17 protein-coding genes are annotated in these 21,660 nt (G+C 56.6%); 7 read left to right on the forward strand and 10 right to left on the reverse strand.

Annotation, left to right across the window (positions count from 1 at the left end; all coding sequences use genetic code 11):
- The first annotated feature begins 202 nt into the window (after positions 1-202).
- The 3 genes from OOZ52_RS01935 to OOZ52_RS01945 are packed head-to-tail and all read left to right on the forward strand — an operon-like array spanning position 203 to position 5,903.
- Positions 203-3,598 carry a hypothetical protein gene (locus tag OOZ52_RS01935; RefSeq protein WP_274696790.1) on the forward strand — a complete coding sequence of 1,132 codons (3,396 nt, stop codon included), beginning with the start codon at positions 203-205 and terminating at the stop codon, positions 3,596-3,598.
- 3 nt (positions 3,599-3,601) lie between these two features.
- Complete coding sequence (locus tag OOZ52_RS01940) at positions 3,602-5,083, forward strand: hypothetical protein (RefSeq protein WP_274696791.1); 1,482 nt, start codon at positions 3,602-3,604, stop codon at positions 5,081-5,083.
- Positions 5,076-5,903 (forward strand): hypothetical protein, encoded by an 828-nt coding sequence (locus tag OOZ52_RS01945; protein WP_274696792.1) that lies wholly within the window; start codon positions 5,076-5,078, stop codon positions 5,901-5,903. The genes OOZ52_RS01940 and OOZ52_RS01945 overlap by 8 nt, the downstream gene beginning before the upstream one ends.
- 178 nt (positions 5,904-6,081) lie before the next feature.
- Here OOZ52_RS01945 and OOZ52_RS01950 read toward each other — a convergent pair whose 3' ends face one another.
- The 3 genes from OOZ52_RS01950 to OOZ52_RS01960 are packed head-to-tail and all read right to left on the reverse strand — an operon-like array spanning position 6,082 to position 10,584.
- Entirely contained in the window at positions 6,082-7,359 is a 1,278-nt protein-coding gene (locus tag OOZ52_RS01950) for a spinster family MFS transporter (RefSeq protein ID WP_274696793.1), read from the reverse strand.
- The gene (locus tag OOZ52_RS01955; protein ID WP_274696794.1) at positions 7,356-8,216 is read right to left on the reverse strand and encodes an alpha/beta fold hydrolase; all 861 of its coding nucleotides are present in this window, start codon (positions 8,214-8,216) and stop codon (positions 7,356-7,358) included. The genes OOZ52_RS01950 and OOZ52_RS01955 overlap by 4 nt, the downstream gene beginning before the upstream one ends.
- A 25-nt stretch (positions 8,217-8,241) precedes the next feature.
- Positions 8,242-10,584, reverse strand: coding sequence for a TonB-dependent receptor (locus OOZ52_RS01960; protein WP_274696795.1), 2,343 nt, complete (start codon positions 10,582-10,584; stop codon positions 8,242-8,244).
- Between the two features lie 108 nt (positions 10,585-10,692).
- Here OOZ52_RS01960 and OOZ52_RS01965 point away from each other — a divergent pair, with 108 nt between their 5' ends.
- Positions 10,693-11,313, forward strand: a complete 621-nt coding sequence (locus OOZ52_RS01965) for a TetR/AcrR family transcriptional regulator (protein ID WP_274696796.1) — start codon at positions 10,693-10,695, stop codon at positions 11,311-11,313.
- 42 nt (positions 11,314-11,355) lie between these two features.
- On the opposite strand, the gene OOZ52_RS01970 is transcribed toward OOZ52_RS01965, so the two are convergent.
- From OOZ52_RS01970 to OOZ52_RS01985, 4 genes are all read right to left on the reverse strand, one after another.
- A complete protein-coding gene (locus tag OOZ52_RS01970) occupies positions 11,356-11,811 on the reverse strand; it encodes a response regulator transcription factor (RefSeq protein WP_274696797.1) in 456 nt (151 codons plus the stop codon).
- An 83-nt stretch (positions 11,812-11,894) separates the two neighbouring features.
- Positions 11,895-12,314: an MAPEG family protein gene (locus tag OOZ52_RS01975; RefSeq protein WP_274696798.1), complete on the reverse strand. Its 420-nt coding sequence runs from the start codon at positions 12,312-12,314 to the stop codon at positions 11,895-11,897.
- Positions 12,314-12,757 carry an MAPEG family protein gene (locus OOZ52_RS01980; RefSeq protein WP_274696799.1) on the reverse strand — a complete coding sequence of 148 codons (444 nt, stop codon included), beginning with the start codon at positions 12,755-12,757 and terminating at the stop codon, positions 12,314-12,316. The genes OOZ52_RS01975 and OOZ52_RS01980 overlap by 1 nt, the downstream gene beginning before the upstream one ends.
- Positions 12,758-12,829: 72 nt before the next feature.
- Positions 12,830-13,795: a threonine ammonia-lyase gene (locus tag OOZ52_RS01985; protein ID WP_274696800.1), complete on the reverse strand. Its 966-nt coding sequence runs from the start codon at positions 13,793-13,795 to the stop codon at positions 12,830-12,832.
- Between the two features lie 248 nt (positions 13,796-14,043).
- On the opposite strand from OOZ52_RS01985, the gene OOZ52_RS01990 reads away from it, so the two are divergent.
- On the forward strand, positions 14,044-15,099 hold the full coding sequence (locus OOZ52_RS01990; protein WP_274696801.1) for a 1,9-bis(guanidino)-5-aza-nonane synthase: 1,056 nt from the start codon (positions 14,044-14,046) through the stop codon (positions 15,097-15,099).
- Here the strand turns inward: OOZ52_RS01990 and OOZ52_RS01995 are convergent.
- The gene (locus tag OOZ52_RS01995; RefSeq protein ID WP_274696802.1) at positions 15,096-16,049 is read right to left on the reverse strand and encodes a DUF3137 domain-containing protein; all 954 of its coding nucleotides are present in this window, start codon (positions 16,047-16,049) and stop codon (positions 15,096-15,098) included. The two genes, OOZ52_RS01990 and OOZ52_RS01995, sit on opposite strands and share 4 nt — an antisense overlap.
- A gap of 75 nt (positions 16,050-16,124) precedes the next feature.
- Here OOZ52_RS01995 and OOZ52_RS02000 point away from each other — a divergent pair, with 75 nt between their 5' ends.
- Positions 16,125-16,676, forward strand: coding sequence for a LemA family protein (locus tag OOZ52_RS02000; protein WP_274696803.1), 552 nt, complete (start codon positions 16,125-16,127; stop codon positions 16,674-16,676).
- Positions 16,677-16,810: 134 nt separating this feature from the next.
- Entirely contained in the window at positions 16,811-18,016 is a 1,206-nt protein-coding gene (locus OOZ52_RS02005; protein ID WP_274696804.1) for a type III PLP-dependent enzyme, read from the forward strand.
- Positions 18,017-18,021: 5 nt separating this feature from the next.
- On the opposite strand, the gene OOZ52_RS02010 is transcribed toward OOZ52_RS02005, so the two are convergent.
- Positions 18,022-20,223, reverse strand: a complete 2,202-nt coding sequence (locus OOZ52_RS02010) for a putative bifunctional diguanylate cyclase/phosphodiesterase (RefSeq protein ID WP_274696805.1) — start codon at positions 20,221-20,223, stop codon at positions 18,022-18,024.
- A gap of 109 nt (positions 20,224-20,332) precedes the next feature.
- A complete protein-coding gene (gene hemA, locus OOZ52_RS02015) occupies positions 20,333-21,553 on the reverse strand; it encodes a 5-aminolevulinate synthase (RefSeq protein WP_274696806.1) in 1,221 nt (406 codons plus the stop codon).
- Positions 21,554-21,660: the final 107 nt, after the last annotated feature.

Genomic DNA, 21,660 nt, shown 5'->3' on the forward strand with positions numbered 1-21,660 from the left:
CAGGTGGCCTCTCTTTTTCGAAGCTGCCTATTGGTGCTTACAGGCGCCTGTTTCACGATCCAGCTACGGATGTGAACTTTATGGGGGAAATGGAGCGAAAATTGCTGCCCAGTGATTAATACTCTGCACCCCGAATAAATGTAAATTTCGCAAAATCAGGAACTTGTAGTACGCTTAGCATCCAATACTAAAGGGGGGTGTTATGTCGAACTATTTGCTCTTCATGCAGAAGAGGCAGCCGCAGTTAGCAGATCTGGCTCAAACTCTGGCTCACAGTATTCCCCTTATTGATGATGAGTACTCCGAAAGTGCGTACTGTCGGGAATTGATAGCACTAGCGGAAAGTTGCAATGCGGAACGCGGCATTCATCTCGCTTATTCGCGAGCAGTAACAAACCTTGGGAAATTAGAGAATCTTGAGGCAGAAATTCGTCGGCTCGTAGAGGCCCGAAAAGCTAAAGCGCAGAGCGAATACGAGAAGAAAAAGGCGGAGATCGAAGCCAACATCGCAGCGGCGATCGAGTCCATAAACAAACTGAATGACAAGATTGATGCTCTTGATCCGAAAAAGGATCAAGCGGCCATTGACAAGTTGAAGGAGCAAATCGGCCTTAAGAAGTCTGAGGTTGCCTCTCTGCAATCAGATTTGGCTTCGCTGCAGCCGAAACTGCCACGCAAGACCCCGCAACACATACTTCTTTGCACTCTCAGGGATGTAACTGAAGCAGCAACTTTCCTGTGTGATGTTTGTTCGAAAGCAGGAAAACGAAAAGCAAATCACTTCATCGAGAAAAAGATTACGCAACTAAAGGCTCTCAAACGCAATCACTTACGTTCGGCATGGCGCTTTCTCGCTGACCTCCTGATCTCCTTGCGTGTGCTAAAGAAGTCGACCGACTCCCAGTTGCCGGATATCCGATGTTATTTGAAAACTATCCGCGTTCTCGCCTCGGTTATTGAAGAATATGATGCGAACCCAGGTGCTGCGCTGAGCCTGAACGAGGCTTGTGAGATTGCTCGCCGTCCGATTACTTTCCCGGGCTGGGTTGCAAAACTCGACCCATGCTGTGGTTGCAAAGAGGGGCCTGCCGGCGGGGACGAGCGCCTTTCAGACGCTGGGCCGTTAAAGAAGATCGAGCAGCTCAAAGAGTACCGCAAAGGGCTGCAACGGGCGCAGCGATGCCGAGAACAGAATCCAGCTGCGACTTCCGGTTCCGAGTGCGATGGTCCATGCGAATGCTCGTGCGACGAAACTTGCATGCCTCAAAATCCGTGCTGCGCGAAAGTCGATACTTACGTGACTGATTTGATGACGGTTCGCCAGACGCTTGAGTGCTACGAAGCTGCCGAGCTTGCCCACATTCACAATACGATGGCAGGCGAAAGTTTGGTGAGCAAACATACCGTCATGAAAGAGATCGAAGCTTTCGAAGAGACGGAAGAGACCGTCGATCGTTCAGAAGAACAGGAATATGCTTCTACAGAGCAATTCGAACTCCAAAGTGCTGTCCAAGAGACAACAGAAAAGGACTTTGCAGCGGACGCAGGCATCACGACGAGCGCAAAATATGGCATCCCGAATGGTGAGATGGCAGTCAGCGCATCGGCTAATGTTTCTTACTCCAACAGCAAATCAAAATCGCGAAAAGAATCGGAGAGTTTCGCAAAAGACGTAACTGAGCGATCGGTTATGCGGCTGCAGCAGAAAACTCGTGAGCTATCGAGGACGCGCCGCCTAACGCGGACCACTGACAAGAACATACACACAATCGAAGGCGGCGCGGATCATACCAACGCGCAGTTCTTTTGGACCAAGAAGGTATATCGGGCTGAAACGATAAATTGGGGCAAGCGCATGATGGTGCGCAAAGCAATTTTCCATCCCTCGAAGCCATACAAGGCACTTCTCAAGAAGCGCGAGGAAGCACAACCGCTCGACAAGCCTGTCGCGCCTGAAAAGCCAGAGGTGACTCCGGCGGAAATCACGCGCGACAATTACGATGATCTATGCCACACGCACAATGCAGTTCCGATATCACCGCCGGTTGAGAAGAAGCACGGCTTCGCACAGTTCTCGAAGGTTGAAGACCAGAACAAAAAAGCTGCACCGGCAATAGCCGCAAAGGCATCGACGGCGATTGGCATACCTCCTGGGTACCATGCAACGAGCGTCAAATTTGGCGGTGCGACCTATTGGAGCAAATGGCAGAAGAACGACACCGGTGACGTGTACCCCGATGATGCTGGGGCAGAGCCCAATATGGCTACTTTTTCTGCCGGTGGGCAGAATGTTGTCATCTACCGCAACGAAGCGGTGCCGACACTCAATGTGACGATTCCGCTTAGCGATTTACGTTCGGATGAATCTGCCATCGAGATCACCATGATGAGTTTGGGGGTCAACGCATACAATATTAACGTCGCGGCGGAGTTTGTTGTCGATCAGGAAACTGAAGATGCCTGGCGGCATGAGATCTATGATGCGATTATGGCGAAGTATCGCGAAGAGCTTTCTGAATACGAAGATGCTCTGGATGAATACGAAGCTGCACAGGATGACGGCAAGCTATTTGAAATCAAAGGAGAGAATCCCGCTCTGAATAGAGTGCGGGAAAGGGAGGAGCTGCAAAAGCAGATGATCTCCATACTCTCATGTCAGCACTTTGATGACTTCAAATCGGTTCTGTCGAAAGTTGAGCCTTGCGGATACCCGCAGATAGATTTCCAGAAATCGGACCAGGAAGAAGAGATCGCCCTTTTCTACCAGCACGCATTTGAGTGGTCCCAGATGATGTACCTGTTCTCGCCGTACTACTGGGCTGACAAATGTGACTGGCCCACGAACATGAAGTTCGACACCGGTGATGCACTACATAACAAGTTCCTGGAGGCCGGAATGGCGCTCGTAGAGGTTCCGGTAACGCCCGGCTACGAGGCCTTGGTGGCGCATTTGCTAGCGACAGGTGAGATATGGGGAGGCGAGGGGATGCCTGATCTCGATGACACCCAGCCACACTATATCGCCATGCACGAGGAGTTCAAACGGCAGAACGGTACCTTCCAGGATGATCGCCCGGGACTGGTGGACATCGATTTTGAATATAACGACGCGAGCGGAAGTCCGCTTGCGGTTGATCCGTACACCATCGTGGTACACGGCACGGATTACTGGTGGGACTGGATGGGAACACCTTTACCCGGAGAGTTCGGCTCAGAGGACAATACGGCTATCGGCGATGACGTGGACCGGGAGATCATTATCGATCGGACTTCATACCGGATCGTGGACATAGAACTCTATCGAGGCCTGGACGCTGGGCTGACAGATCCTGTCATTCCCACCTTGGCTGCGCAGCAAAATGATCCGGATTTCATTCGTGGAATGAAATGGATCATCACACTCGATAGGCCGGCTTCGCTCAAGCAGCGCCACCCGACAAATCCGCCCCCTCGCAAAAACTGGAAGTATGCGACCGGCGGCATCTACGTGGGCGCGGCCTTTACCGTTGAGGTCCCCGAACCGAACCTGATCTGGCTCCGCCCCACCGAGGATGCCGAGCACCCGTATTGCCTGCCGTGCTATCCGATCGAGTGCTAAGGTATGACCTATGGCGCTCTAAAGACGACCGGGGATCCTTTTGGTAAAAAGGCGCACCATACTGCAAAAAAGCAAACAGCAAGTCAGGGGAAAGCTGCGAAGGCGAATTCAACGCAGGATCAGAGCAAAGACGTTGGTTTCATTGTTCCAAGTGAGACCTATTACGGTTGGGTCTACGATGAGATCCAGTATTTCGCGACACATGACACCGAAATACCAATGGGCTTCGCGCTACGAAATGATCGGATCAAGCTCGTCCAGTACCATCCTGATTGGCGCTGGGCGCAAGTGCAGCTTTTCCCGACAACTGACGTTAGTGACGACACACTCAAAGATGAGCCAGTGTTCGTGCGCCTTGATGCAGGCATCTTCTGGGGTTCAAAATCAGGGCGACGCCTTAAGGGAGGCGATGACCATGATCGAGAAACGTCCGAGACGAGAAGAAGGCGCTTCAAATACATCGTAAATGATCCCGGCGCGATACTCTACAAGACGAAGAAGGGTGATGCGCTAGGAAATATCTTGCAGCAGACACTCCTCTGTCTCGTTTTTGATGAGAACATCTTCATCACCGGAGACGGTCCCCGCGAGAGAACGATCAAAATACTGCATTATGTAGCTCAAGAGAACCGAGATGTTTTCAGAAAAGCTGAGTTTAAATCTATGCAGGAAAATCATTATTTGAAGCTACATAGTGTTGAGTACCTGCAAAAGAACGAAGGTGAATTCCTGTACACGCCGCTCAAAGACACTTGGGCTTATACCGACAGCTACGTCGAGCAGTTACAGAAGGACCTTTCAGAGATTGCCCATATTCTGACGGGTGGAGATGACCCCAACATCATCGAGCAGTTTGGGACGGCACTGGCCGGATTTGTTTCGGGCGTACTCTATGGCTTCTTTGTCAACATCAAAGAATTCGTGACTGGAATCGTTGGTTCTTTGGAGTCTGCTGCCGAACTGATCAATATCTTCTCCCAGTTCACGTGGGATATCGTACGGCAGATTATCGATGCCATGTCCTTTGAGAATATCCTCAACGCGCTGGAGGAAGCTTGGGACCTGATCGTGGCCGAATTCGACGACATGGTGAACGACTTCAACACTGCATGGAACTCGCCTAGTATTTTGGATAATGCCTTCGCAGTCGGGGTTCTTATCGGTTATGTGGTGACAGAAGTCGTACTGATGTTCTTTACTGCGGGCCTGTCCCGCGCAGCGAAGATCATCCTTTCCGTGCTCGAAAACATGCTCGATGTCATCGAACTGCTGCTAATGGGGCTAAGAGCCGCTGTTCCCGATCTCGATAAGATACTGAAACGCGGCGAAGAAGGCTATGCGCCTGCTTTGACTTCAGAGCAGGAGCCGAGAAGCGCCGCGCAGGAAATCCTCCGATCTATCGACGACAATCTCGAAGACCTTAGCAATCCCAATATTATCCCGGTTCCTGTCCTTCAGCCTGCGGGAACCACAGCCAATGGGTAAGAAACGCAGGGAAAAACTGAAGAACAAAGCCAAATCTGCCGACATTGAGAGGAAGATTCGGGAGAACAAGAAGAGGGATAAGAAAAAGATTGAGGGTAGGGCCAAGAATAAGGCCAACGATAAGGACACCTTGGGTAACAAAACACCAGAGCGCGTCCAGAAGGGTTTTCGTACCGATACGACTGACCGCATTTTCAAGAGTGATAAGCTGCCTGGAAGAGCCTATATTAAACGCTCGCAGAAGCGTAATTCACTATTCGCAAAGATCGTGCAGACGGGGCGCAAGAATGCCAAAGGTGATCCCCTTTATGAGATGGAGTACATCTGCGGATCCATCCGCGAGCGGTTCCCGGCTAAAGAGCTCAATGTCAAACCCGACAAGAAAGGGCAGCAAAAGTACCGCAAGGACAACAATCTTGGCAGCGATCATGAGGCTGGGCACGGAGTTGGAAAGACTTATGTGAATGGGCAGACTGAAGACACGCTTTTTAAGCAGGTCTGGCAGCAAAACCGCACCGGCGGTGTCGACAATCCCGGGACATGGAAGTGGTTTGAAGATCAAATCGGAAAGAAGCTAGAAGCGCGTCGCAAGGAGCTGAAAAGGCTAGGGCATAAGGGCGGGGCCAACGTCTCTGTGAATTACAAAATGACGTTCAAAATTGATCCCAACACGCGGGAAGTCTTGGGCTTCAAACTGGACGTCAAGTATCTTGATGAAAATATGTTTTCAACGAGGCTTGGTGAATTTGATTTTGAGAATTCTCCAAAATTCAGACTGGATGAACCGCAACGCACTGAGCTGCTCGATTTTGCGCACTAGCGGAGGCTAGAGAATTTTCTGGGGCTACGTGATACAAGAAAAGCGGCTTTGAATGCCGCAACTTTGAGAGCAGCACCCTTGTATTGATCGTTTGGCCAACATTCCAAAGTCTAAGCTACCTAAACGCGTCTACAACCATTTCGTTCGGGACATACTCCGCGTGTCGGCCGGCTATTCCCTACTCCGCAACCCAGTCGCGGCGCAGCGACGGACCGGCCAATGCCATCAGTATTGCAGCCACAGCGTAAAGACCAAGGGCGTAAAGCATCGAATAGCGAAGGGCTTCCTCCGCGTAGAAAGGCGTCAGGAAATCCGAAAGCGCGCCGAGTGCATATATGCCACCCCCCAGGCCGATGAGATTGTTGATCAGGAGGAACAGGGCGGAGGCGGTCGAGCGGGCGGCAGGGACAACAAGGTGCTGGATTGCCGATAATACCGGGCCCAGCCAGATGTAGGAGAGTGCCTGCGGGAGTAGGAAGAGAATGAAGGCCAGTTGCGCATTGTCACTCGAAATACCGGCAGCAAAGAGCGGTGCGCCAAGAAAGAATCCCACACCCGGCAGCCATGAATAGAATGCGCGGTCCCGTCCGCCGAGACGGTCTGCGAGCAGGCCGCCTGCCATCACGCCTGTCACTCCCCCGATAAGCAGCAATGCACCAAAGAACTGCGAAGCCTGCACAAGATCGAAGCCAAAGCTTCGGATCAGAAGGCTGGGTAGCCAGAATGCGATGCCATAGCCGAGCATTGAGGACATGGCCGCGCCAAAGGAAAGGAACCAGAAAGAGCGCTTGCGGGCGAGTACGGCCGCGGTTTCCTTAAGCGTTGGCTGCGCATGAGCATCCATCGGGGTGTCCGGCACCGCTTCTGGTTTGGCTTTGTCGCGGACAAGAAGCTTAAAAATGGGCACGATGACAATACCCGCGAGCCCGACGGTGAAGAATGCCGTGCGCCAGTCGACCGTTGCAGCGATATATCCGCCCATCAGCACACCGAGGCCCGAACCTATAGGGATGCCGAGCGAATAGACGGACAAAGCAGTCGCGCGCCGTTCGCTGGGGAAATAGTCGCCGATCAGGGCGTAGGAAGGCGCGACGCCGCCGGCTTCACCGATCCCGACGCCAAGCCGGGCAAGGAAGATGTGCCAGAAATTCTGCGCAAGGCCGCACAGCGCCGTAAATCCGCTCCATGCAGCCAGTGAAACCGCAATCACCCAGCTGCGACTGGTCCTGTCTGCAAGTGCTGCAAGCGGCACGGCCATGGTCGAATAGAGCAGGGCGAAGGCAATCCCGCCGAGCAAGCCCATCTCGGCATCATCGAGCTGCAGATCCGCCTGGATCGGGGCGGCCAGGATCGAGAGGATCTGCCGATCAACGAAATTGAAAATATAAACCACCAGCAGCATTACCAACACGGTGTTGCGATGTGGGTCGCGCTTTTCGAAGGGTTGCGTGCTCATAAATAATGCTCGCGGAGAAAGGTCATGATCGCAGTGAGCGCTTCGGGTTCATCCAGCAAGGGGGCATGGCCCCGTTGCGGCACAACTACTCTGGCAAAAGGTCCGGCTTGAAGGTCTTCCATCCGCGATAGTACGTCCGAAGTCAGCAAGTCCGACAATTCGCCACGCAAGACCAGTACAGGTGTGCCTCCCAGCATCTGCCACAACGGCCAGAGATCGGGCTGGGGCGTGTCGCCGATGTCGGCGAAGCCACTGGCAATGGCCCTGTCGTAAGCAAATTCCAGCCCACCGTCAGGAACCTGTCGACAAGTGCGTCTCGCCCATGCGTGCCAATCGGCGTCTTTGAAGTCGGGGAATGCATCACCGTTTATGGCGGCGCAGCTCTTCGCCGCTTCTCCCCAGTCGGCAAACGCTCCGCCGCCGCCGACATAGCTTCCGATCCTTGCCAGGCCTTCTTGAGCGAGTTCCGGACCGACATCGTTGAAGATGATCGCGGGGAATGTCTCTGGCTTCATCGCGTTCATGGCCATTGCGATAAGCCCGCCCATCGATGTGCCGATCGCGCCCGGACCAGCAATTTCCAGCATATCGAGCAGGGCAAACATATCCTGCGCGTAAACGTCGGGCCGATAGTTTGCCGGGTCCGGATCATAGTCCGACAAACCGCGTCCGCGCTGGTCGGGAACGATCAGGCGGTAATCGCCGGCCAGATGTTCGGCCAAAGGTTCGAAATCAGCGCTGTTGCGGGTGAGCCCGTGCATCAGCAGCAGCGGCTTGCCGGTGCCGCCATAGTCGCGTGCGAACAGTTGGAGCCGTCCGCACGCGCTGGCATAGCGATGCTCGCGATAATCGGTCATCGGCTGTCGCCCGATCCGCGGAGGATCAGAATTCGATGGTCGCGGTCAAATACACCTGGCGCGGATTGCCGTAGAAAGCTGTCAGCGTCCCTTCAGTGCCGAGGTTCGGCGTAGGCTGCCCGCCCGTCAGCACCGGAGCGCCTGTAACCGGGTCGATAGCAATGAAGGTGTAGCCGGATGTCCGGTATTCGTGATCGGTCAGGTTTCGCCCGTAAAGGCCAATGCTGAACCCGCTGTCATCGTTGTAGACGATGCTGGCGTCCCACAGTGCATAGCCGTCCTGGTCAAGGAAGGGGTTGGCGATTTCGAATTGCGTCGTCGAACTGCGGAATGAAACCGTATTGCCGAAGTAGAGATCACCGTTTCCAATCGGTGTTGTATACCCGAGGGTGGCGCTCCCGCTCCATTCCGGGGTATTCTGCACTTCGCGGAAGTCCGAGACATCGGTCGGTACGCCGCCGATGTTAGTGACGTATTCGGTATATTCGGCATCGATCCAGCCGAGCGAACCCATCAGGCGAAGTTCGTCACCCTCTCCCAGCAGATCGCGCCCGAGCAGGGCATTTGCCTCGAACTCGAGCCCGTAGAATTCGGCTGCACCGGCGTTGGAAACGATGCCGCAGAAGGTCTGCACACCGCCAACGTTGCAGGCCACCGATCCGGGGATCTGCACATCGGTGTAGTCGGCATAGAATGCCGCCAGTGCGACATAGAGGTTGCCGTCCAGCAGATCGCCCTTGTAACCGAGTTCGTAGCTGTCGACGCTTTCCGGCGCAAAGCTGAGGAAGTCGGCGACTTCTGCGTCGGTAGGCGCACCCGGCGTTGCCGCCGGAGCGTTCACACCCACACCGCGCGGATCGAAGCCGCCACCTTTGAAGCCCTGCGAGAAGCTGGCGTAGAGATTGTGGTCAGGCGTCGGCTGGAAGCTGAGCGAAACGCGCGGAGTGAACTTCTTGAAATCCTCCGAACCGTTGAAGTTCGTGCTGGGCGCTCCGAAAGCGATTCCCGCGCCGCCGAACACTGGTGAGCCGCCACCAAGATAGTTCTGGCGCAGGATATTCGCTGAGCGCTCGTCCCAGGTGTAGCGGCCTCCGACGGAAAGGCTCAACTGCTCGGTCAGGTCATAGGTAAAGTCGCCGAAGATCGCGAACGTCTCGGTATCGACATTGGCCTGTGTGAACGCGGTAAAGCCCGCGAAAGTGGTGAACAGGCGCACGTCGAAGGCGGTATCGGCTGCCGCGTCGAGGTAATATGCGCCAAGCAGGCCCGTGAAGGGGCCGCCATCATCCCAGATGAGCTGGAGTTCCTGGCTGACCTGCTCGTTCGAATAGAGCGCCGGGACGTCAAGATCGATTGCGGGGAGGGCATCGAAATCGATCGGAGAGGCACTGTCATCGGTGCGGTAAGCAGTGATCGAGCGCAATGTCAGTGCATCGCTGAGATCGTAGCGGAAATTGACCGCGATGCCGTATGCCTCGACATCCTGTGCGGGATCGACAAGACCGCCACGGGTATCGAACACATTGTCCAGTACAGGCGCGCCGGAGGCTACGCCGGGGATCAGGCGATGGCCGCCGCGGGCGTTGCTGCGATCATGCGTGTAGTCGCCGGAAACGCGCAACAGGTAAGGAGCGCCGTTGCCACCGACTTCCAGCGTGCCGCGAACCGCCCAGATATCTTTGTTGTAATTGTCTTCGTCCGTGGTCAGATTGTCCCCGAAACCACCGCGCGAGAGGCGCGCTACGGAAGCGCCGATGCGGACATCATCTGTGATGGGAGTTGAGGCTGTTACAACACCCTCGGCGCGCTCGTAGGAGCCGACGGTTCCGCGAAGGCGGATGGAGGTTTCGTCCGGCAGTTCGCGGGTGACATACTTAACCGCACCGCCAATCGTATTGCGACCGTAGAGCGTTCCCTGCGGCCCGCGCAGCACTTCGATCCGCTCCACGTCATAGATGTCGAGCACTGCCGCTTGCGGGCGATTAAGGTAGACATCATCAAGATAGATGCCGACGCCCTGTTCGAAACCGGAAACCGGATCCTGCTGGCCGATGCCGCGAATAAAAGCAGACAGCGTAGAGTTGGTGCCGCGCGATTCCTCCAGTGTGGTGTTGGGGGTGATCTGCGCAATATCTGTCAGGTCGACCGAACCGCGGCGCTGCAGCTCTTCCTCGCCAAAGCTGCTGACAGCCACCGGCACATCGACCAGCCGTTCATCACGCCGACGCGCTGAAACGATGATAGAACCGCCCTGCAGTGGCTCTGCCTCGGCTTCCTGCGGCGCATTGTCCTGCGCGTAAAGCGGGGTCGCGAATCCACCCAGAACGAGAGCAGAGACAGTGGTGCGCCAGAGAAGAGCCTTCGACATCGATATTCTCCCAATCAATAATCTTACGGGAGGCTCAATATTGAAACATGAACCACCTTTCAACTTTTTTCTTTGCCCAATAGGAAAAATCCGGTTAGCCACCGTTGTATGGCATCCAGACAGACCAATTTTCAGACCGATTCCGGCAAGTCACCGCGAACGGAGCGTGGCAGGCAAACCCTGCGAAAATTGCTCGACGCTGCTGCAAAGGAGTTTGGTGAGAAGGGATTTCACGAAGCCTCGATCAGCGGCATCACCCGCCGCGCAGGCACTGCGCTGGGTAGCTTCTACACCTATTTCGACAGCAAGGACGCGATATTCCGGGCGCTTGTTAATGACATGAGCGCCCAGGTCGCCAGCCATGCACACGAAGGTGTGAGAGGAAAGACCGAAGCCTTCGAAATCGAGCGTGCCGCGTTACATGCCTTTCTCGATTTTGCCCGGGAAAACAAAGAAATTTACCGGATCATCGACGAAGCCGAATTTGTCGATCCGGACAGCTTTCGCCAACATTATGAGACCACCGCCACACGCATCTTCGACAGGTTGAAGCATGGCGAGGCCAAGGGCGAGTTTCGTGAAGGGATGGAGGAAGCGCATGCCTGGGCGTTGATGGGCATGAATGTCTTTCTGGGGCTGCGATATGCGGTGTGGTCCGAAACGTCCGACTCCGATCGTATCGCAGGCCTGGCGAATGATATGCTTCGCGCCGGTATTGGACGCGATTGAACCACTGGAAAGATTTGCGAGCCGCGTCTCTGACCAGGAGCGCTAGATCATCCGCGAGGGTGCGGTGCCCAGTACAGGTTCTTCGGCCAGATCGGTTATCTGTGCCCGGCGCAGGTGCCGGGCGCGCGCTTCTCGCGAGCGCAGGACCTGCCTTATCCGGAATACCAGCATCTTTTCGCTGAAGGGCTTGCGGATATAATCCTGCGCGCCGTTGTAATAGGCCACCTGTTCATCCTTGATGCCGTGCACGCCGGTGAGCATCACGACCGGGATATCGTAGAAGCGGGGGCTGTTGCGCAGGCGGCGCAGCATGGTGGTGCCGCTTTCACCCGGCATATTCTGGTCGAGCAGGATAAGATCGGGCTTGCGGTGTGAAAGCACCTGCAGCGCCGCCTGCGCATCGCTGACCCAGCCGCAGGCGTGGCCGGCATTGATCAGAACCTGCGCAGCATGTTCGGCGACGATATCATCGTCATCGACAACGAGTATGTAAGCCATATTGGTCCTCCTCGGGCCAGCTTGCCATTGATATTGCAGCAAACCTGTCGAGGAGGCGTGGAAGGTTACCTAGTCAGTAATCCTTAGAAGAATGCAACGGCTGCGAGCACGATCAGTGCGATCTGTAACAGGCCGGAAAGCGCGAACAGGAAAAAGCGCAGCTCGATCTTGTTGATCGTTGCCTGAACCAGAGAATGGATGACGCGAAGCCCGACATAGGCCCAGCCGAGAGTTGCAGCCAAACCGTTGCCGGCATCAAGCAGAGCAAGCGCGATTGCCACTGCATAGAAGATAGTCGGCGCTTCGTGCAGGTGATTGTAATTGTGCGCAATCCATTGGATTTTTGGCTCAAGCACACCTTCAAGCGTCGCATTGGGCGTGCGCACGATCTTATCGTAATCTGGCTTGATTGCGTTGAGCGCCGGTAGTCGCGTTGCATACATCCATAGCCACATCACCATCGTCCAAGCGGCCAGAGCGATAACGGGTCCGAGAATATCCATCAGATCGTCACCAGCAGAGCGCGGATGGACATCACCAGCAGGATGACGCTGCCCACGGTGAAAATCATCAGGCGGATGGGAATTGTGTTCACCAGCACTTGCCACAGCGAATGCACCACGCGCAGCCCGACATAGGCCCAGGCGAGCCAGACGTCGATCTGTGCGGCTCCGGCGAGAGCAAGGATTACCACAACCGCATAAAACACCGTCGGCTGCTCCATCAGGTGGGTGTAGTTGTGCGCCTTCCAGTTCACTTGGTCGGGGATCAGGCCCTCAAGGTCTTGCCCGCGTCCTCCGGCCTTGGATTTGCTCACCATGCCGCTACTGCCCTTGGCTTCGCGCATCTTCTTCATGGCGGGGAAGCGTGTTCCTGCCATCCAGAACAGCATGATCATGGACCAGATGGCGAGCGCCGCAGCGGGCGCGAGAATTGCCGTGTTCATCACAATGTCCCCTCAATTGATGTGGGGACGGGGTGCCGCAAGTAAATTAGATTGTCAATTGCAACCTATTTCTTATCCGGCAAGAACGGCGGCAAAGGATGCGGCATCCACATTGCCGCCGGTGAGCATGACAGCGGTTGATGTGTCGACTTCGACCTTGCCGCTCAGGACTGCGGCGAGGGCAGCGGCGCCGCCCGGCTCGACCACCAGCCGCAGGTGGGAGAAGGCAAAGCGCTGCGCATTGCGAATATCCTCTTCGGAAACGCGTGCCCATTCGCGGCAATGTTCCTTCATCACTGCGAAATTGATCGGGAAAGTCTTGAAGGTCTGGATCGCATCGCAAGCGGTGGGGGGAGGGTTGTCACCCACGCTGTGGATCTCTCCGGTTTCCAGGCTGCGGCAAACATCGTCCCACCCTTCGGGTTCGCAGGGAACTACGCTAGCATCGGGGCAGGCGAGGGCCAGGCCCGCTGTCAGACCACCACCGCCGCAGCATGCGACGATCTTCGAGACCGGCTGGTTGGTCTGCGCCATCATCTGGTCGGCGATTTCGATACCGGCGCTGCCTTGTCCTTCGATTACCCACGGGTCGCCATAGGCATGCGCGTATGTCGCGCCTTTCTCTGCGGCAATGCCTTTGGCGATCTCCTCGCGGTTTTCGGTCATGCGGTTATAGGTGACGACGCGTGCGCCATAGCTGGCGGTGCGCCCCAGCTTAACGCGCGGGGCATCCTGCGGCATCACGATGGTGGCTTCAATCCCCAGTTCGCGAGCGGCCCATGCGATACCTTGTGCGTGATTGCCGCTCGATACGGCCACCACACCGCGTGCCTTTTCCTCGTCCGATAAGTCAGACAGGCGATGCCATGCCCCGCGAATCTTGAAGGCGCCCATCGGTTGCAGGCAATCGGCTTTGGCATAGACCGTCTTCCCTTGTGCCTCGAACGGAAGCAGAGGGGTAGGGGGCAGGATAGCGGCGATCTTGTCGGCCGCGCGGTTCACGCCTTCGCGGGTGGGCTTTCGAGTGTCTGTATCCATCGTCACAATGATTTGCCGCTTTCCTACAAAAAGGGGAAGGTGGCAGAGCCTTTTGCCATGATGATCTCCACCGATTTTGTGCCTCTATCCCGCGCTGACGGCGGCTTTGCGGCGCGCCGGATTTTCACTCTTGGACACTGTAACAGGTGTAACAGGTTAGCCGATTAGGCTTCCCTTTTACGCCATTTTGGGGAAGGGAAGCCGCGCAGCCCGCTAAGCAGGCAAACCGTATAGGAGTAGACGCCGCCATGAGTGACAAGCCCATCAACGATACGCGCAAAGCCGAACTGCTGAGCACTGAGGTCGAACACATCGACATCACCAGTTTCGACGCGCGACCGATCATCGATTCGATGAAGAAGATGAGCTTCACCAGCCGCGATCTCGCCAATGCGACAGGCATCTACAACCAGATGCTGGCCGACAAGGATTGCACGGTGTTCCTGGTGATTGCCGGCTCGACCAGCGCGGGCGGTTGCATGGACCTCTATGCCGAACTGATCCGCAACAACATGGTCGATTGCGTCGTGGCCACGGGAGCGACGATTGTCGACATGGACTTCTTCGAAGGGCTGGGACACAAGCACTATCAAGCGCTGGAAGTGCCCGACGATGATACGCTGCGTTCGCTCTACATCGACCGCATCTACGATACCTACATCGATGAAGAGCAGCTGCAGGACTGCGATTTCACGATCAACAAGATCGCCAACTCGCTGGAACACCGTGGCTATTCCAGCCGCGAGTTCATCCGCGAGATGGGTAAGTACCTCGTCGAGCACGGCAAGAAGGACAACAGTCTCGTCAAACTCGCATACGAGCACGACGTGCCGATCTTCTGCCCGGCCTTTGTGGACTCGTCCGCGGGTTTTGGTCTCGTGAAGCATCAGGTCGACCAGATGGAGAAGGGCGAGCCCTACATGATGATCGACGCCGTGGCCGACTTCCGCGAACTGACCGACATCAAGATCAAGGGCGGCGAAAGCGGCCTGCTGATGGTCGGCGGCGGGGTTCCCAAGAACTTCATCCAGGATACCGTCGTCTGCGCCGAGATTCTCGGCCATGAAGATGTGAGCGTGCACAAGTACGCGGTGCAGATCACCGTTGCCGATGTGCGCGACGGGGCGTGTTCGTCTTCTACGCTGCAAGAGGCGGCAAGCTGGGGCAAGGTCTCCACCGCTATCGAGCAGATGGTGTTCGCCGAGGCTGGTTCGGTCATGCCACTCCTTGCTTCCGACGCCTATCACCGCGGCCACTGGAAGACTCGCGAGAAGCGCCGCTGGGCGAAGCTGTTCGAAGGCTAAGCGCCAGTCAGCGGTTCGCGCGAGTTAAGCTCTCTGGCAAGATCGGCAATGCGGCCAAACTGGTCGATGGTACGTTGCATCCGGTGCCGGTCATCTCCGGCATCGATGCTGCCGCTTTCGAACATGTTGCCGGTTTTGAGTGTCACAACCAGGCTTCCTTCGTGGAAGATGGTGGCGATCCCTTCACCGCGATAGCTGTGCTCCAGAGCGATCAGGCGCTCTACATATAGCGGGTCGATCAGGTGCCGCGCCTCGACCTGATCGCTGGTGTAGATGTCGAAGCGATCTTCAAAGTCGGGATGAGTCATCTCGGCATAATCGAGCTGCATGCCTTCTACCTTGATGCTGTCCCGCTTGCCGCCCCAGAACTTGCGGTGGGCATTGTCACGCACAAGCAGCGTCGTCCCGTGGAACCGATGCTTGTAGCCGACGCTCATGATCAGGCCGCGAAATACGGTCACCCAGCGGCGATTCTTGCCCGATCCGCGCCGCTCTTCAAGCTTGGCCTCGTGGATCATGAAAGGGATATCGCCGATGTTGCCGCTCCACCGGTCTTCAAAGCTCGCACGGTCGTGGCTGGGCACCAGCTTGCAGGCCTTCGCCAACTGGAACGGCATGCCCGCTTCTGCATCGATGCTGTACTCGATGTCCAATGCGCTGGCGATGGCATCATTGATACCGACCTTGACCGTCTTGACCGCCTTGTTGACTGGAATCTGCGCCCAGGCGAAACCGCCAATGCACAAAAATGCACCGCCCCAGATAATGAAGCCCAGATCCAGGCGGAATGCGATCAAAGCAAAAGCAAGTAGTGGCAGGACGATAATCAGTACGGTAAAGCGCCGATTCCATGTCTTTTTCTGTGCGGCTTCACGCACATGCGCCTGATCGGCCAGCCATTGCCCCAGTTCGCCTGCCAGCAATGCTTCGACATCCAGCCGTTCAATCATTCACGGTGCCCCTTTCCCTCTTTGTAAAGTGATGGCACACATTCCCTTAACAGGGGAAGAGTAGGACACAGTTTTATGGAATTCGTATTGCTCGGGATCGTTATCGTTCTCGTCGTGCTCGGGATCGGGATCTACAACAAGCTTGTCGCTCTGCGGCAGAATGTGAACCAGGGCGTGGCCGATATCGACGCGCAGCTGCGCCAGCGCCACGATCTCATCCCCAATCTCGTCAACACGGTGAAGGGTTATGCCAGCCACGAGCAAGAGACGTTGGAAGGCGTGATTGCCGCCCGCAACCATGCGGCGAGCGGCGCCATCAATTCGGCTGATGAGCAGACGTTACGAGTTGCGCTGGATAAGCTGCTCGCGCTGGGTGAAGCCTATCCCGATCTGAAGGCGAGCAGCAATTTTCAGGAACTTCAGCGCGAGCTAGCCGATGTAGAGGACAAGCTTGCTGCTGCTCGGCGTGCACTCAATGCTGCTGTTTCTCGCTACAATACCGGGCGCGAGAGCTTTCCGGCGGTTATGTTCGCGGGAATGCTCGGTTTCGAACCGGCGGACTTCCACCGGCTGGATGACAGCGAAAAAGGTGTTGTTGATCAGGTGCCAAACGTCGATTTCTCCTGAAGGAGACACCGCCGTTTTCACTTGCAGTTCAGCGAAAGCGATTTATATGCGCGCCTTCGCTGCCCCATGGGACACCCACCGCAAGGCAGCTTGCTTTGAGCTTACTGGTTTAACGCCTTAGGGGGTCCCTTGAATTGCAGCAGTTTTCCGACGCCAAGGCTGTAGTCCGCGCCATAGAGCCGGATGAACCCGTGATCCTCACGCGTCCGCATGCCGCGGCGCGTGCTGCGCGTTTCTTTGTCGAAAAATTCCCCGGCACCTCAATGTATGCGGTGAAGGCGAACCCGTCGCCCGACCTCATCGAGATCCTGTGGGATAATGGCGTCACGCATTACGATGTCGCCTCAATCGGCGAAGTGCGATTGGTTCGTGGACTGCTGCCCGAAGCGAAGCTGTGCTTCATGCACCCGGTAAAGACGTCGCGCGCGATCAAAGAGGCCTATTTCCAACACGGCGTGAAGACCTACAGTCTAGATACGTTGGAAGAGCTTGAGAAGATTGTTGCTGCGACAACGGATGATCGAGGCAAGGCTGCCGAAGATTTGAGCCTGCTGGTTCGGCTGCGTGTGTCGTCAGAGCACTCCCAACTTTCGCTTGCTTCCAAGTTCGGTGTTGATCTCGCCGATGCTGCACCGCTGCTGCAGGCAACCCGTCAGCATTGCGATGCGCTCGGTGTGTGCTTCCATGTCGGAAGTCAGGCGATGACACCGTTTGCCTATGTGCAGGCACTGGAGCGTGTTCGCGCCGCGATTGCAGAGGCCGCGGTAACGGTCGATATCGTTGATGTGGGTGGAGGCTTCCCCAGCATCTATCCCGATCTCGAGCCGCCCCCGCTCGAAGACTATTTCGCGATGATCCATCGCCACTTTGAATCGCTGCCGATTTCCTATTCGGCAGAGCTGTGGGCGGAGCCGGGGCGTGCGCTGTGTGCAGAGTACTCCAGTATCATCGTGCGTGTTGAAAAGCGCCGCGAGAACGAGCTCTACATCAACGATGGCGCCTACGGCGCGCTGTTCGATGCTGCCCACGTGGACTGGCGCTTTCCGGTGCGCGCACTGGAAGACGATCTGATCAAGCCGCTGGCTGAATTCGCGTTCTATGGCCCGACCTGTGACGATGCCGACTATATGGCAGGACCTTTCTTGCTCCCTGAAGATATTCAGGCGGGTGACTATATCGAAATCGGCATGCTTGGTGCCTATGGCGCGGCAATGAAGACCGACTTCAACGGCTTCGGTGCAACTGAGGGTGCAATCGTGATGGATGAGCCGATGTCGAGTCTCTATCGCGGCGATCGCCCTGATCCGCGCGCCAGCGATAATGTGGTGAGCCTGCGCTAGCCTGGTTAGCTGCGCGTCACTGTAACCTGCATGAATTGCGGCTGGTTCTTCGGCTGGCCTTCGTCACCCAGCGATAGCGGGTAGTTGCCCGGAGGCAGGGCAGCAAGCGGCATGCCGGCTGCAGCAAGGGCATAGGGCGAGACGCGGTGACGTGTTACCAGACCGCCGGCGCCATCGCTGACAAGCGGTGTTTCGAATTCGACGGCGAAGGTCGAATCCTTGGATCGGGCTACGGTGCAGACCACCAACTGGCCTCCGCCAAGATCGAGAACCAGTCCGGTGCCCTTGGGGATACCCACAAGGCCTTCGATCAGCGATCCTGTTTGTGACAGGTCTTTCATGACCGCTTCATAGCGATGATCTTCGTGGATCACGCCGATCCGGCGGAAAACGCTGCGGCGCTCGCGGCGGTAGGTTTCCGGCCCGTCAGGTTCGATGGTGAAGCCGCCGGTTGCGATACCGTCCAGGATCTGCTCTTGCGGAAGGGCCTTGGAATAGATCCAGCCCTGCACGTACTCCGCGCCCTTGCTACAGACGATTTCAAGCTGGTCGAAAGCTTCCACGCCTTCCACGGTCACTTCCATGCCGAGGGCCTTCGACAGGCCAATGATCGCGGTGATAATCTTGGAGCTGTTCTCGTTTTTTTGCGTGCATGAATCGACAAAGCTCTTGTCGACCTTGATCTTGTCGAACGGGGCAGAGCGCAGGTAGCTGAGCGAGGAATAGCCAGTCCCGAAATCATCGAGTGCGAGGCGAACGCCAAGGCCCTTGAGCGCCTCGAACGTCGCATCGGTTGCATCGGTATCGCCCATGAACACTGTTTCGGTGAGCTCGAGCTCGACACGGTCCGGGTCGATCCCGGACTCTGCCAGCGCCTGAGTCACAATGGTGGGGAAGCCCCTGTTTGCGAACTGCTTGGCCGAAACGTTGACGGCAACGCGTGCCTTTTCCGGCCATCCCATCGCGTCTTCGCAAGCCCGGCGAAGCGCCCACTGGCCGAGCTGATTGATCAGATCCGATTCTTCGGCTGCCGGGATGAACACGGCAGGGCTTACCGAGCCGCGTTCGGGATGTTCCCAACGCATCAGTGCTTCGAAACCGACAACGTGGTTATCCCTGGTCCGTACAACCGGCTGATAGTGCAATTCCAGCTGGTCGGTCGCCAAGGCCTCGCGCAGATCGTCAAGCAGCTCAGCACGTTCGCTCTCGCTGTCTTTCAGATCCGCCGAATAGAAGCGATAGGTGCCGCGTCCGCTGTTCTTGGCAGCATAAAGAGCCAGGTCGGCGTTGTGGATGATCTCTTCGGCCTCTACCCCGTCATAGGGCGCGACAGACACGCCGACAGAAGCGCCGATGATCGCGCGTTTGCCGTCGATCTGGTAGGGTGAAGACAGCATCTGGATGATCTTGTCGGATAGGTCGCCCAGCGTTCCGCGATCATCCTCATCGGGCAGCATTACCTGAAACTCATCGCCGCCAAGCCGCGCAATTTCGCCGCGCTCACCGATCACGGCTTTCAGGCGGTCTGCAACCTGCCGCAGTAGATCATCGCCCGCCTGATGCCCGAGTGTGTCATTGACCTGCTTGAATTTATCGAGGTCCATCATCAGCAAGGCGCACGACCGCTTCGCCGACTTGTAGGCGGCAAGCGTCGATTCCAGCTTGCGGTTCATGCGGTGGCGATTGGCAAGTCCGGTGAGAGAATCGTACTCCGCCAGGCGAGAATCCTCACGCGCCCGCTGGTATGCCTGTGTCACGTCTTTCGCGCTGCCGCGATAGCCCAGGAATTTGCCCGAATTATCGAACTTGGGATGTCCTGAAAGCGACCACCAACGTTCCTTGCCCGGCGGAAGGTGCCGTTCGGACAGGAGCCTTACGGGCAGGTCGGCAATCTTGTTGCGGGCCTTGAGCTGGAAATTGAGCGGGCGATCAGATCGGTCGCCGTTATCCGGATCGATCTCGAACAGATCGGCTAGCGGATTGTCGAGCAATGTCGCCAGACCTTCTTTGAGATGGTCTTCCGCGCTTGGCGAGAAATAGATCAGGCGATCCTCCTGATCCGTCGCCCAAATCCATGAAATACCCGTCTGTTCGAAGTCATCGAGGACTTGCAGGCGGTTCTGGGTGTCTTCGGCAGAAATGACACGGCTTTCACCGCCCGTCGATGCCGAGCTGCCGAAGCCTTTCAGAAGATTACCAACCGCCATTGAATGCCCGCGTTATCCCAGTTTGCCGGTCTTCCGGCCTTTCAGGACACGCTATGGGGTAATCTTGGTTACCATCGACTTAAAATCGGGCAGGAATTGCCGCGCGTTTTCAGGCCGCAGCGCGCAGTTCCAGATCCAGCCGGTCCCAGATCTCGACAAGTGCCTTGGTTAACTCGGCCATCATTTCCTCGGTATGCGCCGGCCCTGGCGTGAAGCGCAGGCGTTCGGTACCACGCGGCACGGTGGGGAAATTGATGGGCTGAACATAGGCGCCGTACTCGGCCAGCAGGATATCGCTGATCTTCTTGGCACGGACAGGATCGCCCACCATCAGCGGCACGATATGCGTAGTGCTATCCATCACCGGAAGCCCGGCTTCAGCGAAATGACGCTTGAGCGCAGCTGCACTTCGTTGCTGGGCTTCGCGCTCGAGAGAGCTGGACTTCAGATGCTTCACGGCGGCCAGAACGCCCGCGACGAGGGCAGGGCTGAGCGAGGTCGTAAAGATGAAGCCGGGAGCGTAGGACCGGATGCAGTCGATCACTTTCTTGCTCGATGCAACGTATCCGCCCATCACGCCGAATGCCTTGCCCAGCGTTCCTTCGATCAAGTCGATCCTGTGTGCGGCCTCATCCCGCTCCGAAATGCCTCCACCATGCTCTCCGTACATGCCGACGGCGTGAACTTCATCAATGTAGGTGAGGGCGTTGTACTTATCCGCCAGATCGCAGATCGCGTGAATCGGTGCGATATCGCCGTCCATCGAATAGACACTCTCGAAGGCGATAACCTTGGGCGTGTCGGCGTCTTCGGCGGCCAACAATTCTTCGAGATGCGCCATATCGTTATGGCGGAACACGCGCTTTTCGCAGCCCGAATTGCGGATGCCGGCGATCATGCTGGCGTGGTTGAGCTCATCCGAGAAAATGACGCAGCCAGGAAGCAGCTTGGCAAGCGTACTGAGCGTTGCATCGTTGGAGACATATCCGCTGGTGAACAGCAGCGCGGCTTCCTTCCCGTGAAGGTCGGCCAGCTCTTGCTCCAGCTCCACATGGTAGTGTGTATTGCCGCCGATATTGCGTGTGCCGCCAGACCCTGCGCCAACATCGTGCAGTGCTTCTTCCATCGCACTGATGACCTTGGGATGCTGACCCATCGCGAGGTAATCGTTCGAGCACCACACCGTAATCGGCTTGGGCCCGTTGTGGCCGGCAAAGCAGCGCGCATTCGGGAACGCACCCTTGTTGCGCAGGATATCGATGAAGACACGGTACCGGCCTTCGGAATGAAGGCGGTCAATCGCGGAATCGAAGACCTGATCGTAGTTCATCGTTTTTCCAAACGCTGTGCAGCATCGCCATCTCGCGGCGACCGGAAAGTCCGCGCGGCTTAGTCAATCGCGGCGCAGGTTTGAAGGCAAAAGTTTGCGAAGAATTC

The organism is Aurantiacibacter sp. D1-12 (assembly GCF_028858515.1).
Lineage (GTDB): Bacteria > Pseudomonadota > Alphaproteobacteria > Sphingomonadales > Sphingomonadaceae > Alteraurantiacibacter.

What these genes read in the sequence shown, in the direction of transcription:
- OOZ52_RS02010 (WP_274696805.1), bottom strand. Translation starts at nt 20,223, where the DNA reads ATGGCGGTTGGTAATCTTCTGAAAGGCTTCGGCAGCTCGGCATCGACG.
- OOZ52_RS02000 (WP_274696803.1), top strand. Translation starts at nt 16,125, where the DNA reads ATGGAATTCGTATTGCTCGGGATCGTTATCGTTCTCGTCGTGCTCGGG.
- OOZ52_RS01955 (WP_274696794.1), bottom strand. Translation starts at nt 8,216, where the DNA reads ATGACCGATTATCGCGAGCATCGCTATGCCAGCGCGTGCGGACGGCTC.
- OOZ52_RS01965 (WP_274696796.1), top strand. Translation starts at nt 10,693, where the DNA reads ATGGCATCCAGACAGACCAATTTTCAGACCGATTCCGGCAAGTCACCG.
- OOZ52_RS01935 (WP_274696790.1), top strand. Translation starts at nt 203, where the DNA reads ATGTCGAACTATTTGCTCTTCATGCAGAAGAGGCAGCCGCAGTTAGCA.
- OOZ52_RS01945 (WP_274696792.1), top strand. Translation starts at nt 5,076, where the DNA reads ATGGGTAAGAAACGCAGGGAAAAACTGAAGAACAAAGCCAAATCTGCC.
- OOZ52_RS01975 (WP_274696798.1), bottom strand. Translation starts at nt 12,314, where the DNA reads ATGGATATTCTCGGACCCGTTATCGCTCTGGCCGCTTGGACGATGGTG.
- OOZ52_RS01950 (WP_274696793.1), bottom strand. Translation starts at nt 7,359, where the DNA reads ATGAGCACGCAACCCTTCGAAAAGCGCGACCCACATCGCAACACCGTG.
- hemA (WP_274696806.1), bottom strand. Translation starts at nt 21,553, where the DNA reads ATGAACTACGATCAGGTCTTCGATTCCGCGATTGACCGCCTTCATTCC.
- OOZ52_RS01985 (WP_274696800.1), bottom strand. Translation starts at nt 13,795, where the DNA reads ATGGATACAGACACTCGAAAGCCCACCCGCGAAGGCGTGAACCGCGCG.
- OOZ52_RS01940 (WP_274696791.1), top strand. Translation starts at nt 3,602, where the DNA reads ATGACCTATGGCGCTCTAAAGACGACCGGGGATCCTTTTGGTAAAAAG.
- OOZ52_RS01990 (WP_274696801.1), top strand. Translation starts at nt 14,044, where the DNA reads ATGAGTGACAAGCCCATCAACGATACGCGCAAAGCCGAACTGCTGAGC.
- OOZ52_RS01995 (WP_274696802.1), bottom strand. Translation starts at nt 16,049, where the DNA reads ATGATTGAACGGCTGGATGTCGAAGCATTGCTGGCAGGCGAACTGGGG.
- OOZ52_RS01960 (WP_274696795.1), bottom strand. Translation starts at nt 10,584, where the DNA reads ATGTCGAAGGCTCTTCTCTGGCGCACCACTGTCTCTGCTCTCGTTCTG.
- OOZ52_RS01980 (WP_274696799.1), bottom strand. Translation starts at nt 12,757, where the DNA reads ATGAACACGGCAATTCTCGCGCCCGCTGCGGCGCTCGCCATCTGGTCC.
- OOZ52_RS01970 (WP_274696797.1), bottom strand. Translation starts at nt 11,811, where the DNA reads ATGGCTTACATACTCGTTGTCGATGACGATGATATCGTCGCCGAACAT.